Here is a 14,082-nt window from a genome sequence, read left to right as displayed (position 1 = left end):
GTGGGATCCGGTCTTAGACTAAATGCCGTGACTACTCCGGTTCCCACACCCTACGAAGACCTGCTCCGCGACGTCCTGGCTAACGGGACCCCGAAATCGGACCGGACCGGCACGGGAACGCGCAGCGTTTTCGGGCGGCAGCTGAGGTTCGACCTCGCGGAGTCCTTTCCGCTCATCACCACGAAGCGGGTGCACTTCAAGTCAGTGGCCCTGGAGTTGCTCTGGTTCCTTCGCGGCGACTCGAACGTGTCCTGGCTTCAGGAACGCGGGGTGCGGATCTGGAACGAATGGGCTGATGAGGACGGCGAACTTGGCCCCGTCTACGGCGTCCAGTGGCGTTCGTGGCCCACGCCCGACGGCAGCCATATCGACCAGATTGAACGCCTCATCGATGGGTTGAAGACCAACCCTGATTCCCGGCGGCACATCGTCTCGGCCTGGAATGTTGCGGATATCGAGAGCATGGCACTGCCTCCCTGCCACGCCTTCTTCCAGTTCTACGTGGCGGACGGCAAGCTTTCCTGCCAGCTCTATCAGCGCTCCGCGGACACCTTCCTCGGCGTACCGTTCAACATTGCGTCCTACGCGCTGCTCACCCTCATGGTGGCGCAGCAGGTGGGCCTTGAGCCCGGCGAGTTCGTCTGGACCGGCGGCGATGTCCACATCTACGACAGCCATGTTGAGCAGGTTGCCGAACAGCTCTCCCGCGAGCCCTACCCCTACCCCGCACTGCGCCTGAACCGGAAGCCCGAGAGCATCTTCGACTATGAGCTTGAGGATTTCACGGTGGAGAACTACCAGCACCACCCGACCATCAAGGCGCCGATCGCCGTATGAGCGAGTCCCTGAGTGCCGCTGCGCTGGTCGGCAGCCCTGTTGTAGGGATGATCTGGGCACAGACAGTGGACGGCGTCATCGGCCGGGACGGCACCATGCCGTGGCACCTGCCCGAGGATCTGGCACACTTCCGGCGCACCACGCAGGGGCATCCCGTCATCATGGGACGTCGAACCTGGGAGTCCTTCCCGGAGAAGTACCGCCCACTACCCGGCCGCACCAACATTGTGGTGAGTAGGCAGAAACCGGACCCGGCAGACTACCGGGGCGCCGTCGTCGTCGGCTCGCTTGAAGAGGCCGTCAGCGAGGCCCAGCGCAGTGAGGGTGCCGACGAGATCTGGATCATCGGCGGCGGCCAGGTGTATGCGGAAGCGGCTCTGCACGCGAACGCCGCTTATGTCACGGTGATCGACTCAGCGGAGGAGGGTGACACCTACGCTCCTGCACTCGCGAATTCCTGGGCTCTCGCCGGAGTTGAGCCGTCCGAGGGCTGGACCACCGCGCAGAACGGAACCCGGTTCCGGATCAGCCTGTGGACCCGGGCGGAGCAAGGTGGGCAGCCCTCCCCATCGCGGGATACCCGCCCCGCTGGGTAGTCTCAGTAGCGGGACGAAGATCAGGCAAGGTAAGAGGCACGGGGAAAAATGACTGGGACGCTGGGGGCAAACCCTGATCAGCTGCGCTCGCTGGCGCAACACTGCAGTGCAGGGGCACAGTCCCTACTCGACATCTCCGCCAGCGTCTCCGCGGTGGTAAACAATCCCGGGTTCTGGAAGGGCACTGACGCGGATCAGACCCGCCAGCGGTGGAATACCGTGCTGCGGGTGCAGATCCTCTCCGCCTCCACGAGCCTCGACCGCGCCAAGTCCGAACTGCTGGAGCAGGCCGCGGACCAGGAGCGCACAAGTTCAGACGCTGATGGGGCCGGCACCCCGGGTATGACACCGGCGGGCGGATCGGAACGTATGCCCATCCCCGGAGAAGACGGTAACGTGCCGGGTCCGGACTGGTTACTCGGTCCCGATTCGCCCTTCCGTGACGGCTGGGACATGTACCAGCTCATCAAGGCGTTCCCCAACATGCGCGCCGGGCTTTTCGACATCGGCGCGATGCTGACGCCGGCTCTGCGGAGCGGCTTCGGCGACCCTGCCGCCTGGGCTGCGCTCCGCAGCTCGAATATGCTCAGCGGCTTTTTCAACACCTCCGGTGACCTCTTCGACGGGAACTGGCACACGGCTCTTAACCTCACGGAAGGCTCCCGGGCGTTCGCTGCCTTCGACATGCTGGGCAAGGGGCTCGGCGTCGTGGGCACCGGACTGGACCTGTATGACACAGTGGTCCACCTGAATAACGGGGACACGGGAGATGCGATTTATTCTGGCGCCAAGACGGTTCTTGGCGTGGCCTCCTTCCTTCCCCCACCCGTGGGCACAGTCGCCATGGTGGCCAGTGGAGCCCTTGCCATCTATGACAACGTTCCGGTGGTGCACGACGCCGTCAATGCGGTGGGTGGGGCGATCGCCGACACCGCTGAGGACGTGGGCGGCGCGTTTGCCGACGGGGCCGAAGCTGTCGGTGATTTCTTTGGTTTCTAGGACTTCAATTGCACAAGGAGCAGCACGATGACCGAGACCGTGTCGAAGCCCGACCAGGCCGACAGCCCGTATCCCGATGCCATTGGGTTCGGTTTCGCCGAGGTGGCGGCACTGCTCAACCTTGCGCCGGGCGCGGCCGCAACCGCGAGTGCCGCCGCATTGCGGGTGAGTGATGAAATCGGGGATACCCGCATGGTTGCGGCGGGCGGCTCATCCCTTGTGGCACGCGGCCTGGCCTTTGCTGACAGCGACGGCGTGCTCTCGGTCGGCGGCCCTGTGGCTGCGGTGACCCGTGCACTCACGACCGCCCGGCGCAGGATCGAGATCAGCCTGGTTGCGCCCGATTACTCGGACAGCGTGGTCTCCATCGAATCCGCGGAGTACGAGATATTGATGCAACCGCGCAGCCACCTCACCTGGTTCGCGATGGCCAAGCGGCCTGACATCACCAGCGCTGAAGCAAACCTTTTCATCGTGCAGTCTCACTGTGCTGAACATCCGGACGGCGGTGCACTGGTGAAGAACCGGGAGACCCCTGAGGCCGGTGAGTTGCTGATCAAGGTTGAAGAGGGCGCCTGGACTGTTGGACGCCGACTACCGGGCGCGGATTCCGTTGAATCAAAGCGGGGTCTGTCCGACAGCGATGTGCTGGCCCAATTACGCGCACTACGACAGGACTGAAGCATTGGTCTACAACGCCGAGCGGGAACGCCGGGATGCCGCAACAAGGGCCGCACACGAGGATCAGGTGGCGCGGATCGGTGAGAATCGTGTGCTGACGCGCGGGATCAACGGTGAACTCGTCAGCTATACCCGCGATGAGTACGGTGTGGGGCGTCTCGGGTTGGGTCCGCGCATCAACACGCGCTGGGGACATCTTGTCTATGTTCTCGCTATTGCGGTCATCATCGGCATCTTTGTCTACCTTCCCCTGCGGAACCTTCTGGTTGAGGGCGATTCAGGAATGCTCGGATTCCTTGTTATTCCGGCTCTCCTGGTGATACTCGAGATCTTCGCCGTCAGAAACCTCGTGCGGGAGTGGCGCGCACACAAGCTGCGCGAGGCGCGCGGGCTGCCGCGGCCCGCGTACTGAGCCGCGCGGCGTCGTCGCCCTACGGCTGTGACGTAACCGACCGGCGCGAGAGTGGCATCCTCGCCTAAACTGGAGGCATGACAACCGCTGCGCACCTGTCCTCGTCCGCGCCCTCCGTCGGTTTGGTCGGCTGGCGTGGGATGGTCGGCTCCGTCCTGATGCAGCGCATGCAGGATGAAGGCGATTTCCGCCTCATCAACCCGGTCTTTTTCTCCACGTCCAATGCCGGTGGCGCCGCGCCTTCGTTCGCCGAGGGCGCCGGTCCGCTGCAGAATGCCTATGACGTCGAGGCCCTGGCAAAGCTGCCCATCATCGTTTCCGCCCAGGGCGGCGGGTACACCTCAGAGGTGTACCCCAAATTGCGCGACGCCGGGTGGGACGGCCTGTGGATCGACGCCGCCTCCACGCTGCGCATGGAGGAGAGCTCCATCATTGTGCTGGACCCGGTGAACCGGGACGTGATCGATGCCGGGCTCGCCCGCGGTGTCCGCGACTTCATCGGCGGCAACTGCACGGTCTCCTGCATGCTGATGGGCCTCGGCGGGCTGTTCAGAAACGGCCTGGTTGAGTGGGGAACCTCCATGACTTATCAGGCAGCCTCGGGCGGCGGAGCCCGGCATATGCGCGAGCTGCTGAACCAATTCGGGTCCATCCACGGCGCAGTCGCCCAGAATCTGGCAGACCCGGCGTCAGCAATTCTCGACATCGACCGCGCAGTGCTGACCCAGCAGAAGAATCCGGCCATGGACGCCTCCCAGTTCGGCGTACCGCTTGCTGGATCGGTAATTCCCTGGATCGACGCGGATCTCGGCAACGGTCAGTCGAAGGAAGAGTGGAAAGCCGGCGCGGAAACCAACAAGATTTTGGGCAAGGACATCGAGGGAGCCCGGATCCCCTTCGACGGACTGTGCGTACGGATCGGCGCCATGCGATCACACTCCCAGGCGCTCACGCTGAAGCTCACAGAAGACCTCTCCGTGACTGAGATTGAAACACTGATCGATCAGGACAACGAGTGGGCAACGGTGGTCCCGAACACCAAGGAAGCAACCCTGCAAGGCCTTACCCCGGTGGCGGCCAGCGGTACCCTGCAGATTCCCGTTGGGCGAATCCGCAAACTCGAAATGGGGCCGGAATACATCAGCGCGTTCACCGTGGGAGACCAGCTCCTGTGGGGGGCTGCCGAGCCGCTTCGCCGCGCGCTCCTGATCGCAACCGGCAATCTTTAGGCAGACTGCGCACCCCCGCTTTCTTCTCGGACGTCTGTACTAGAAAAATGTCAGGGGTGCCGGGCAGACTGTGCTGCATGACCCAGATTCCGGTAGACCAGATCCTTACGCGGTACTTTTCGGCGAGCGCCGCGGGTAGACATCCCGCCACGGTTGAGCGCTACAGGCGCGTCTTCGACCACCTGCGGCTGTTTCTCGACCGGGAGGGCCATTCCACGGTCAGTTCCGATACGGCGGCGCTGCTCGTTTTGGAGCGGCAGTTCGAGCCTGAGGGCGCCTTCGAGCGGATACTCGGTGCGGAAGAGCTCGTCTTCGCACTCCCCCGGTTCCTCAGCGCCGCGTGGCTGCTACCGGATTTCCACGACCGGCTCGCGCAGATCAGCCTGGTCTCACGGCTGGTTCAATGGCTGTGCAGCCGGGAGCTGGTGGACAGCCGGTGGCACCGCCACGCCGTCATGCAGACGCGGGCGGCAGCGGAGAAGGCGCGGCGGCGGGCAACCACGTAAAGGGGCCCGTGCCCTGCGATGCAACGCTCCCCAGAACTAGTTCAGGGAACAGCCGATCAGCAGGGGTTCCGGGTGCAGACGGATGCCGAATCGATCCTCCACACCATCGGCAACCAGCCGGGCAATACTCAGCAGGTCTTCCGCCGAGGCCTCGCCGCGGTTTGTGACGGCGAGGGTGTGCTTGGTCGACAACGCGGCCCTGCCGCCCGCCGCGCGGTGGCCGGCATCATCTGCCAGGCCAAATCCCTTGCCGAAACCTGCATGCTCGATGAGCCAGGCCGCACTGAGCTTCACGGAGCCGTTGGGCATCGGGTACCGGGGCGCCTCCGCCGGCAGGGACTCCGCCTCTGCCGCGTCGACAATCGGGTTGGTGAAGAATGATCCGGTGCTGTAGGTGTCGCGGTCTTCCGGGTCCAGCACCATGCCTTTCGTTGCACGCAGCTTGAGGACGGCACGTCGCACATCGGTGGCGTAGGTCCGTCCCCCGGCGTCGATACCGAGTTCGCGCGCCAGCTCGGCATACCGTACCGGTGCGCTCATGCGGCCGAGTCCCAGCTGGAACTGAACCGTGAGCACCACATAACGGGGAGATCCGGCGTCGGTCGTGCGCTTCAGGAGGGAATCCCGGTACCCGAACTTCAGGTCGAAGTTGGCCAGGGATTTGATGGACCTGGTCTCGCGGTCATACGTGCGCACCATGGCGATGGTGTGGGACACCTCTGATCCGTACGCGCCGACGTTCTGCACGGGTACCGCCCCGGTGGAACCGGGGATGCCGGAGAGCGCCTCCAGCCCGGAGTAAGCGTGCCGCACTGTGTACTCGACGAGCTCATCCCAGGGCTGGCCGGCCTGGGCGGTGACCATTACGCCTCCGCAGGTGGCGTCGTCGTCGTTCACTGTGAAGCCGGTCGAAGCAATTTTGACCACTGTTCCGGCGAAGCCGCTGTCCGCCACCAGCAGGTTCGAGCCGCCGCCAATCAGCAGGAGCGGCTCCCCCGCCTCATCGGCGGAGCGGATCGCCTCGATGAGTTCCGCTTCAGTGCGTGCCACCACGAGTTTGCGGGCAGGGCCCCCGACGGCCGACGTGGTGAACTGGGCGAGGGATGTCACCAGATCCGCACCACTGCCTGTGCCTTGACGAGCACCTTCTGTCCCCCGGCGGAGACGGTCAGGTCAATGCGCGCAGTCGAATTGTCCGGGTCCACAGCCCCGACAACTCCGACAACTCCGATGACCGCCCCGGCACTGCCAGGCCGCGCCGTGGTGTCCTCAACAACAACCGGCCGGGTGAAGCGGGTCTGGTAGTCGATCACGGCGGCAGGATCACCGATCCAGTCGGTTACTGCCTGGACCGCCGCGCCCATGGTGAACATGCCATGGGCGATGACTCCGGGTAGGTCCACACCGCGGGCAAAGGATTCATTCCAGTGGATGGGGTTGAAGTCACCGGATGCTCCTGCGTACTTCACCAGGTCCAGCCGGGTGACGTCGAGGGAGGAACGGCCGATTTCCTGGCCCACTTCAAGATCTGTCAGCGAGATTGTCATGCTTACTGCTCCTCCCCGCGCACCAGGATGGATGAGGTGGTTGTTGCGGTTTTTTCACCTTCCACGGTGGAGATCTCAGCACGGGTGGTGATCATTGCTCCGCCGCCCATGGCCCGGACCTGATCGACGTGGAGTTCGGCAACCAGTTCATCTCCCGCGATGATCGGCCGGTGGTGGATGAACCGCTGGTCGGCGTGGACCACGCGGGTGAAATCAATGCCGGCCTCGGGATCGTTGATCAGCTGTGCGTCAGCCCGCTGGGCGATGATGATCGCGAAGGTGGGCGGCGCGACGACATCGCGGTGACCCAGCGCGCGGGCGGCTTCCGGGTCGAAGTGGGACGGATGCGTCGCCTTCACTGCCTGGGCGAACTCGCGAATCTTCTCGCGGCCTACGGTGTAGACCTCACCAGCAGGGTAACTGCGCCCCTGGAGGTCGGGGTTGATCGTCATGAAACTCCTTATGATCCGGGCTTCCCGTCGCGGGCACGCCTGTTCAGGGTAACTGCTCGTCAGGCTACCGGCCGGTTGGGCCGGAACCATCCTTAGGCCGATGGCGGCGCTGCGCGTCACGTCCACGCACCACCAGGCCGGCCAGATGTGCCGCCATTCCCGCAATGATGATCGGCAGGGCCGCGAAGACCAGGGGATCTGTCTCGAGCATTGCTCCGGCGATGGCCAGCAGGATTCCGACGCCGGTGAGAATCAGCGCAGCGATGACGAGCCGGCGGTAAAGCGGCGATCCGGTGTCCCAGGGCGTGTTCAGCATCCTTTAACCCTACCGAAGCGATTCCCGCCGCCGACCGGTTAGCGCCGGCGTCCATCGGCGGAACAGTCCGGGCACCCGCATGACCAGCGCCCAGTAGAGCACTCCCGCTACCAGGGAGGCTGCAACGCCTACCGAGGGATGGAGGCTGTCAAGGTGCGGGAACACGAGCCAGTGTACGAGGTAGATGTACAGCGATGCGCTTGCGAGCACCACAGTCAGTTGCTGAAGGACCGTGGGGACCGGGAGTCTGGGAACCCACACGAGCAGCAACATCCCTGTCAGGAGGGTCATTTCGCGGGCCAGGTCCCCATAGAAGAAGCCGGGGATGCACAGCAATGCAACAGCGGTGATCAGGAAGCGGTGTGCGGTACGCCGTGCTCTCGCCACCGCCCACCCAAGGGCGAACAGCCAGAGCGCGGGGGCAGTGTTCGGCACCTCGAGGTCAACGATGTTGAATCGCGTCAGCAGACCCGCGGCGGCCAATCCCAGCGGGAACCCGAAGGGAAAACGCCGTTCCAGCCGTGCAACGGGAGGAAGGGCAAGCAGTGCAACCACACAGACAAGGAGGTAGGTCAGCACCTCGACGAACCAGAAATGCCATTCAGGTGTAACTTCCTGCGGGCCGACGAGCGCGTTCAGCAGGAAGATATTGGCGACGCTGTAGTGATCGGTAATGATGTAGCCCAGAAAAATCAGCGCCACGCTCGGCAGCACTATGCGGGCGATGCTGGTCAACTGGCGTCGCAACCGATGCCAGCGTTCGCCCTGGAGCTGGAAACGCGCGAAGTTGTACCCGGCTGCGGCCATCAGCACGTGCGCCGTCCCTTCCCAGTGGAACAGCCCTATGTGCGTGCTGATGATGAAGATGATGGCGACGGCCCGCAGCACGATGCTCGTCTCGACGGCCGCGAAGAATCTGCGCCGACGCACCGGAGCTTTGACCGCCGCGCGCTGTGCAACCTCAACAAGCTCTGCGACGGACCGCACGTGCCAGTCCGCGGGCAGGGTGCCGAGGGCCCGCTCCAGACGTACGGACGTCGCTACATAGGACAGTGAATCGCCGCCCAGTGATACGAAGGTGCTGTCATCATCGACTGCGGGTACCTCCAGCTGCTCGGCCAGAATCACGCGCACGTCATGCGGCCCCTCCTTGCGGGTGACCGACGGTGCACGGGCCTCCGGTGCGGGGTCGGCGAGCGCGAGAATCGACTGATAGTCCGGCTTTCCGCTGCTGAGCCGGGGAATCTGCTCCACGGCGCACATCGCGAGCGCCCCTCGCGGTATACCGAGGTCAGGCGCCAGTACCTTGCCGAGCAGCCCCGGTTCGTGATCGCCCTCTAACGCGACAACCAGGCGTTCATCGGTCCCGACACAGGCGGCGCGTACGCCGAGGTCGGCGAGGATCTGCTCCACCCGGCCGAGGTCAATCCGCAGCCCCGCGACCTTGATGAAGCGGCTGCGTCGTCCAACCACCTCGTACAGTCCATCCGGGTGCCTCCGCGCCAAGTCTCCGGTGCGTAGCTCGTCTACGGTGCGGCCAGCAGCGAGGTCAGCGGACACCTCCGCGTAACCCAGCATGACGTTGGGGCCGGTGTACACCAGTTCACCGTCCTTGAGCCCCTCGACCGGATCGATCCGGAAACTGCCGCCGGGCACGGGCACCCCGATCCGGGATGGATTCTCCGCGGCGAGGGCTGGAGGCAGGTATGCCATCCGCGCCGTCGCTTCGGTTTGGCCGTACATCACGAACAGCTCCCAACCCCGGTCATTCCCCAGTTCCGCGTACCGACGCACCAGATCCGGAGACAGGCGACCGCCGGCCTGGGTCACGTACCGCAGTGTCGGCAGGTCCATGTCTGCGAAACCGACGCGCTCGAGCAGCTCGAAAGTGTACGGAACGGCGGCGAAGGCGCTTGCGTCCGTTCGGCGGAACAAATCCCAGAAACAAGGGTCCACAACGGAGAGGTCGGTGAGCACCAGCGACGCTCCGGCGAGCAGGTGGCTGTTGAGTACCGATAGCCCGTAGCAGTAGGACAACGGGAGGGTGGTGACAGCCCGATCCGCCGGCCCTATCCTCAGATACTCGGCGATGGCCGCGGCGTTCGCCTCGAGGTTCCGGTGTGAGAGCCTGACGAGCTTCGGCGAACCCGTTGATCCTGAGGTGCTCAGCAGGAGTGCGAGATCGGGATGCAGTTCGTGACTGGTGATGGCGCGGATTTCACGGATGCGCGGCGTTCCGTTCCCGCCGCCCGAGTCAATGACAACATCCGGGTCGAAAGTACTCCGTAGTGAGTCGACGGCGGAGGGCTTGTCTCCCGGTACCAGGATCACAGGGTGCCCCGCGGACAGCGCAGCCAGGTAGGCGACGACGGAGTCGAGGGTGTTGGTTGCCGCCAGCAGCACCAACCGCCGGTCCGGACCGAGACGGTCCGCAAGAGCCTCCACCCGTTCCGCCAGATCACGGTAGCTGAGGGTTTCACCGTCCGTCACGATCGCAGCGCGGTCAGCGAAAAGGGCGAGGTCCGCTGCGAACCCGACGAACCGGGTAGCGGGTTTCAGGGGCAGAATCGGCGTTGTCAGAGACACAGGTTCACCTCGATGTGGGAATCGGGAACGGTTCCGGCGCTTGCAGTGCATGGCCGGCGATACCGATCGGCGGCTCGGTGACGGCGCGGTCATCAACCAGCAGGGTCGGTGAGGTCCCGGACGCAACCGTCACAGTGACGGCAGTGCCCGGCGCGTACCGCACATGGTGCGGTTGCCAGGACCGCAGCGTGCGGCCGGATGCCAGACGGACATAGTGCAAAACGAATGCCCCGCGGTACTCCAGCGACACAACCCGTGCGGATGCGCCCGGATCCGGAGCGAGCGCCACTTCATGCGGACGCAGAACGACGTCGACGTCGACGTCGCAGTTGGCCCACCCGGGCACGGTCGAGACAACACCGATCTCGCAGGTCAACAGCGCGTTGTGGACGTTGGCTGGAAGGAAATCGGCATCACCCATGAAGGAGGCCACGAACCGGGTGGCAGGCTGCTCGAACACCTTTTCCGGTGTGTCTGCCTGTTCGATCACGCCGTCGTGCATCACCACAACCCGGTCTCCCACGGAAAGCGCTTCCGTCTGATCGTGGGTCACCAGCAGACTGGTGGTTCCTGTCTCCTTCAGCACGGCTACGATATCTGCTCGTACCCGCCCCCGGAGCGTCTCATCCAGGCTGGAGAAGGGCTCATCCAGCAGTACGACGGCGGGGCGGGGCGCCAGTGCACGCGCTACCGCCACCCGCTGCTGCTCTCCGCCTGACAACTCATGCGGATAGCGGGCGGCAAGATGATCGAGGCGTACCAGCTCCAGTACCTCGGCAACGCGCTTCCGCCGTTCGGGGAGGGAGAGCCGGTTCAGTCCGAAGGCAACGTTTTTGGCGACGGTGAGGTTGGGAAACAGCGCATGGTCCTGGAACACCAGCCCCACACGGCGGCGTTCCGGTTCCTGAAAGTTCCGCCGGTCCGCCACAACATCACCGGCGATCGTGATCGTTCCGGAGTCCGGCCGTTCCAGGCCGGCTATCATGCGCAGCATCGTCGACTTGCCGCAGCCGGAGGGCCCAATGACGGTGAGCATCTCTCCGGGAGCCACTGTCAGATCGAGGGAGGTCGCGGCCGCGATGGCGCCGTACCGCCTGCTCACCCCGCTGAGGGTCAGCGCCGTGCTGACATTGACAACCTCACCGCGCATGGGTAACCGCCCCTGCCTGCAGACCCGCGGACCGCCGGAACAGGAAATACACCGGGATGACGGCCACGGCGATGATGCCCAAGGCCGGCAGCGCAGCCTTCTCCCAGAAGTTCTCCCGGGCCAACTCGTAGACCCAGACAGAGACTGTGGTGAATCCGAAGGGTCGCAGCAGAAGCACGATCGGCAGTTCCTTCACTGCATCGATCGCCACCAGCGCCAGAGCGACAGCGACGCCCCGGCGGGCCAGCGGCAGATGCACGCGTGCCAGAAGCCTGCGTGGTGTGGCTCCGAGGCTCAGCGCGGAGGAAGTCAGTGCCGGTGAGATCTTGGCGAAGCTCGCGTCGACCGCCTGGTAGGCAGGCGCAAGGAAGCGCACCACGTAGGCAACAAGGATTCCCGCCACGGACCCGGTTACGAGCAGGCCGGTTCCGCCCGGGACGCCCGCGGATTCCAGCCATCCATCCACGCGGGCGAAGGCGATGAGCACACCGATGCCAATCACTGCCCCCGGCACGGCATAGCCGAAGGTGGTAACTTGCGCTGCAGTTGCCACGACCGGTCCTCCGCCCAAACGCTGGGCGTGCCCGGTGACGAGCGCGAGTCCTGCGCACACCACTGCGACCAACAATGCGACGGTCACACTGTTTACGAGATACTCGGCGAAGCGAGGGTCCACCAGCGGCTCAGACGAGGCGAGCGCTTCACCGGCAGCCCAACCGATGAGCTGTACGACCGGGAGGATGAAGCCCAACCCGAGCACCCCGAGACAGGCCAGTGAGGCAACCCATCTGGTCCAGCCGGTGAGCTTTCGGGGCTGCAGGCCCTCTCCCCGCCCAGGCTTCTGGTGGAACCGCGACCGTCCCCGCAGGAGCCGCTCACCGCCCAGCACGGCGACGGCGAACAAGAGCACCAGCACGGAAAGCTGGGTTGCCGCATTGAAGTCGAAGGTGCCCTTCCAAACCAGGTAGACCCCCACGGAAACGGTCTGGACGTTGAAGTACTGGACGGTTGCAAAATCCGTCAGGGTTTCCATCATCACCAGCGCCAGCGCCGCGGCAAGCGAGGGCCTCGCCAGCGGAAGCACCACCCGCCACAGCGTGCGGGCGCGGCCTGCACCGAGGGTGCGCGCGGCGTCGTACGTCGTTGCGCTTTGCTCCACAAGCGCCGACCTCGCCAGCAGATAGACGTACGGGTAAAGCGTCAGGGACAGAACGACGACGGCGCCCGCCAGCGTACGTACGTCAGGCAGCCAGGCGCCGGGACCGAGCACTGCACGCAGACCGGCCTGCACCGGTCCCCCGACGTCGAAGGTGGAGAGGAACACGAAGCCCAGGATGTAGGCGGGCATAGCCAACGGAAGGACCAGCGCCCACGAGAGCGTCTTGCGCAGCGGAAAATCATAGGCCGTCACCAGCCAGGCAAGGCCGCCCCCGATCAACAGTGTTCCCGCACCCACTCCCACGAGCAGGAGCACCGTGACCAGGACCATCGAACCGATATCCTGCGGGATGCTGCCGGAGTTCAGGCTTCCGAGCCCGTCGACCACCACAGCGATGACCGGCATTGCCACCAGTGCTGCGGCAAGCAGCACAGCCGCGGACCACAGCGGACGGCCGTTCCCGGTCAGCCGACTCCGCCGTTGACCGGCAACGGCTGCGTCAACCAGGACAGCCGATTCGCTCACTTGTAGCCGGCCTCGGACAGGACATCGATCGCTTCGGCGTTCAGGTCGCCGTAGGCCGCAGCGTTCAGCGGCATGCGGTTGAACTCCCCGAATTCCGCAATCACAGGCTCGGGCTTGGCAGCCGGGTTCACCGGGAACTCATGGTTGGCGTCCACGAACGCGTTCTGCCCCGTGGTAGCGAGCCACTCTATGAGCTGCTGGGCCTGCGCCGCGTTGTCCGAGTTCGCCACGACACCGGCGCCGGAGATGTTCACGTGGGTGCCGGCGCCCTCCTGGCTGGCCCAGTAGAGGTCCACTGCCAGGTCAGGGTTCTCCTCGAGGGTACGTGCGAGGTAATAGTGGTTGTTGATTCCCACATCGCACGCCCCGGCATCGATCGCTTCGAGCAGGAGGATGTCATTACTGAGAATATCCACGTCATTGGCCACCCAGCCCCTGACGATCTCCAGTGCCTTGTCCCGGCCGTGGAGGTCGATCAGGCTCGCGACCAGTGACTGCGTGTAGGAAGACGTGGCGTCGCGCATGCACAGCCGTCCCTTCCACTTCGGATCGGCCAGTCCCGCGTAGCTGTCCGTGGCGTCGAACTCTCCCGGATCAACATTTTCCGGGTTATAGGTAAGGGTTCGCGCCCGCATGGCCAGACCGAACCAGTGCCCCTCAGGGTCACGGAGGTCCTCAGGAACGGCTTCATCCAGTGCGTCCGAACTGATCGGTGCCAGCACATCCTGGCGGGCGGCGTTCCAGAGATTTCCAGCGTCCACGGTCATGAAAACGTCTGCAGGGGTGTCACTGCCCTCGGCTTTGAGCCGTTCAAGCAGCTCGGCGTCATCACCGGTGATGAACTCCACGGAGATGCCGGTTTCATCGGTGAAATCAGCGAACGCACCCTCAAGGTCATAGTGGCGGGCCGAGTAGATCTGCAGGTCTGCAGGCGCGGCGCCGATACCGAGCACGCCACACCCGGAGAGGGCAAGCACGGGAACCGCAAACGCGGTGCAGGCAGCAAGGAGCTTCGGTCGAGGCATAGGGGTACTCCTGAAGGTAGCGGCGACAGCCGCAGCAAGCTTTACAAAGGCAAGCCTAACCT

Annotated in this window: 15 protein-coding genes; 7 read left to right on the top strand and 8 right to left on the bottom strand. The window is 64.6% G+C overall.

Annotated elements, in window-relative coordinates; all coding sequences use genetic code 11:
- Positions 1-27 precede the first annotated feature (27 nt).
- From ASH00_RS01225 to ASH00_RS01195, 7 genes are all read left to right on the top strand, one after another.
- Positions 28-837, top strand: coding sequence for a thymidylate synthase (locus ASH00_RS01225; protein WP_056543917.1), 810 nt, complete (start codon positions 28-30; stop codon positions 835-837).
- Positions 834-1,433: a dihydrofolate reductase gene (locus ASH00_RS01220; RefSeq protein WP_056543914.1), complete on the top strand. Its 600-nt coding sequence runs from the start codon at positions 834-836 to the stop codon at positions 1,431-1,433. Before ASH00_RS01225 ends, ASH00_RS01220 begins: the two co-directional genes overlap by 4 nt.
- Before the next feature lie 48 nt (positions 1,434-1,481).
- On the top strand, positions 1,482-2,432 hold the full coding sequence (locus ASH00_RS01215) for a hypothetical protein (RefSeq protein WP_056543912.1): 951 nt from the start codon (positions 1,482-1,484) through the stop codon (positions 2,430-2,432).
- A gap of 27 nt (positions 2,433-2,459) precedes the next feature.
- A complete protein-coding gene (locus tag ASH00_RS01210) occupies positions 2,460-3,113 on the top strand; it encodes a hypothetical protein (RefSeq protein WP_056543909.1) in 654 nt (217 codons plus the stop codon).
- A gap of 4 nt (positions 3,114-3,117) precedes the next feature.
- The gene (locus ASH00_RS01205) at positions 3,118-3,525 is read left to right on the top strand and encodes a hypothetical protein (protein ID WP_056543906.1); all 408 of its coding nucleotides are present in this window, start codon (positions 3,118-3,120) and stop codon (positions 3,523-3,525) included.
- A 77-nt stretch (positions 3,526-3,602) separates the two neighbouring features.
- A complete protein-coding gene (gene asd / locus ASH00_RS01200; protein ID WP_056543905.1) occupies positions 3,603-4,754 on the top strand; it encodes an aspartate-semialdehyde dehydrogenase in 1,152 nt (383 codons plus the stop codon).
- Positions 4,755-4,831: 77 nt separating this feature from the next.
- The gene (locus tag ASH00_RS01195; RefSeq protein WP_056543902.1) at positions 4,832-5,260 is read left to right on the top strand and encodes a hypothetical protein; all 429 of its coding nucleotides are present in this window, start codon (positions 4,832-4,834) and stop codon (positions 5,258-5,260) included.
- Positions 5,261-5,296: 36 nt separating this feature from the next.
- Here ASH00_RS01195 and ASH00_RS01190 read toward each other — a convergent pair whose 3' ends face one another.
- The 8 genes from ASH00_RS01190 to ASH00_RS01155 form a co-directional block, all read right to left on the bottom strand.
- Positions 5,297-6,370 (bottom strand): UDP-N-acetylmuramate dehydrogenase, encoded by a 1,074-nt coding sequence (locus tag ASH00_RS01190; protein WP_056543899.1) that lies wholly within the window; start codon positions 6,368-6,370, stop codon positions 5,297-5,299.
- Positions 6,367-6,807 (bottom strand): MaoC family dehydratase, encoded by a 441-nt coding sequence (locus ASH00_RS01185; protein ID WP_056543896.1) that lies wholly within the window; start codon positions 6,805-6,807, stop codon positions 6,367-6,369. The genes ASH00_RS01190 and ASH00_RS01185 overlap by 4 nt, the downstream gene beginning before the upstream one ends.
- 2 nt (positions 6,808-6,809) lie before the next feature.
- A complete protein-coding gene (locus ASH00_RS01180) occupies positions 6,810-7,259 on the bottom strand; it encodes an FAS1-like dehydratase domain-containing protein (RefSeq protein ID WP_056543893.1) in 450 nt (149 codons plus the stop codon).
- A 64-nt stretch (positions 7,260-7,323) separates the two neighbouring features.
- Positions 7,324-7,575: a hypothetical protein gene (locus ASH00_RS01175; protein ID WP_056543889.1), complete on the bottom strand. Its 252-nt coding sequence runs from the start codon at positions 7,573-7,575 to the stop codon at positions 7,324-7,326.
- Between the two features lie 9 nt (positions 7,576-7,584).
- Positions 7,585-10,161 carry an AMP-binding protein gene (locus tag ASH00_RS01170; RefSeq protein WP_235563103.1) on the bottom strand — a complete coding sequence of 859 codons (2,577 nt, stop codon included), beginning with the start codon at positions 10,159-10,161 and terminating at the stop codon, positions 7,585-7,587.
- Between the two features lie 4 nt (positions 10,162-10,165).
- Positions 10,166-11,311, bottom strand: coding sequence for an ABC transporter ATP-binding protein (locus ASH00_RS01165; protein ID WP_056543886.1), 1,146 nt, complete (start codon positions 11,309-11,311; stop codon positions 10,166-10,168).
- Positions 11,301-12,995: an ABC transporter permease gene (locus tag ASH00_RS01160; RefSeq protein WP_056543883.1), complete on the bottom strand. Its 1,695-nt coding sequence runs from the start codon at positions 12,993-12,995 to the stop codon at positions 11,301-11,303. Before ASH00_RS01160 ends, ASH00_RS01165 begins: the two co-directional genes overlap by 11 nt.
- Complete coding sequence (locus ASH00_RS01155; RefSeq protein WP_056543880.1) at positions 12,992-14,020, bottom strand: extracellular solute-binding protein; 1,029 nt, start codon at positions 14,018-14,020, stop codon at positions 12,992-12,994. Before ASH00_RS01155 ends, ASH00_RS01160 begins: the two co-directional genes overlap by 4 nt.
- Positions 14,021-14,082 lie beyond the last annotated feature (62 nt).

Source organism: Arthrobacter sp. Soil782, assembly GCF_001428435.1.
In the GTDB taxonomy this organism is placed as follows: Bacteria; Actinomycetota; Actinomycetes; order Actinomycetales; family Micrococcaceae; genus Arthrobacter_D; species Arthrobacter_D parietis.
This window is presented reverse-complemented; position numbering and strand designations above follow the sequence as displayed.

Excerpts from the sequence above, each read along its gene's own strand:
- ASH00_RS01220 (WP_056543914.1), top strand. The coding sequence starts at position 834 with ATGAGCGAGTCCCTGAGTGCCGCTGCGCTGGTCGGCAGCCCTGTTGTA.
- ASH00_RS01215 (WP_056543912.1), top strand. The coding sequence starts at position 1,482 with ATGACTGGGACGCTGGGGGCAAACCCTGATCAGCTGCGCTCGCTGGCG.
- ASH00_RS01210 (WP_056543909.1), top strand. The coding sequence starts at position 2,460 with ATGACCGAGACCGTGTCGAAGCCCGACCAGGCCGACAGCCCGTATCCC.
- asd (WP_056543905.1), top strand. The coding sequence starts at position 3,603 with ATGACAACCGCTGCGCACCTGTCCTCGTCCGCGCCCTCCGTCGGTTTG.
- ASH00_RS01195 (WP_056543902.1), top strand. The coding sequence starts at position 4,832 with ATGACCCAGATTCCGGTAGACCAGATCCTTACGCGGTACTTTTCGGCG.
- ASH00_RS01185 (WP_056543896.1), bottom strand. The coding sequence starts at position 6,807 with ATGACAATCTCGCTGACAGATCTTGAAGTGGGCCAGGAAATCGGCCGT.
- ASH00_RS01180 (WP_056543893.1), bottom strand. The coding sequence starts at position 7,259 with ATGACGATCAACCCCGACCTCCAGGGGCGCAGTTACCCTGCTGGTGAG.
- ASH00_RS01175 (WP_056543889.1), bottom strand. The coding sequence starts at position 7,575 with ATGCTGAACACGCCCTGGGACACCGGATCGCCGCTTTACCGCCGGCTC.
- ASH00_RS01165 (WP_056543886.1), bottom strand. The coding sequence starts at position 11,311 with ATGCGCGGTGAGGTTGTCAATGTCAGCACGGCGCTGACCCTCAGCGGG.
- ASH00_RS01155 (WP_056543880.1), bottom strand. The coding sequence starts at position 14,020 with ATGCCTCGACCGAAGCTCCTTGCTGCCTGCACCGCGTTTGCGGTTCCC.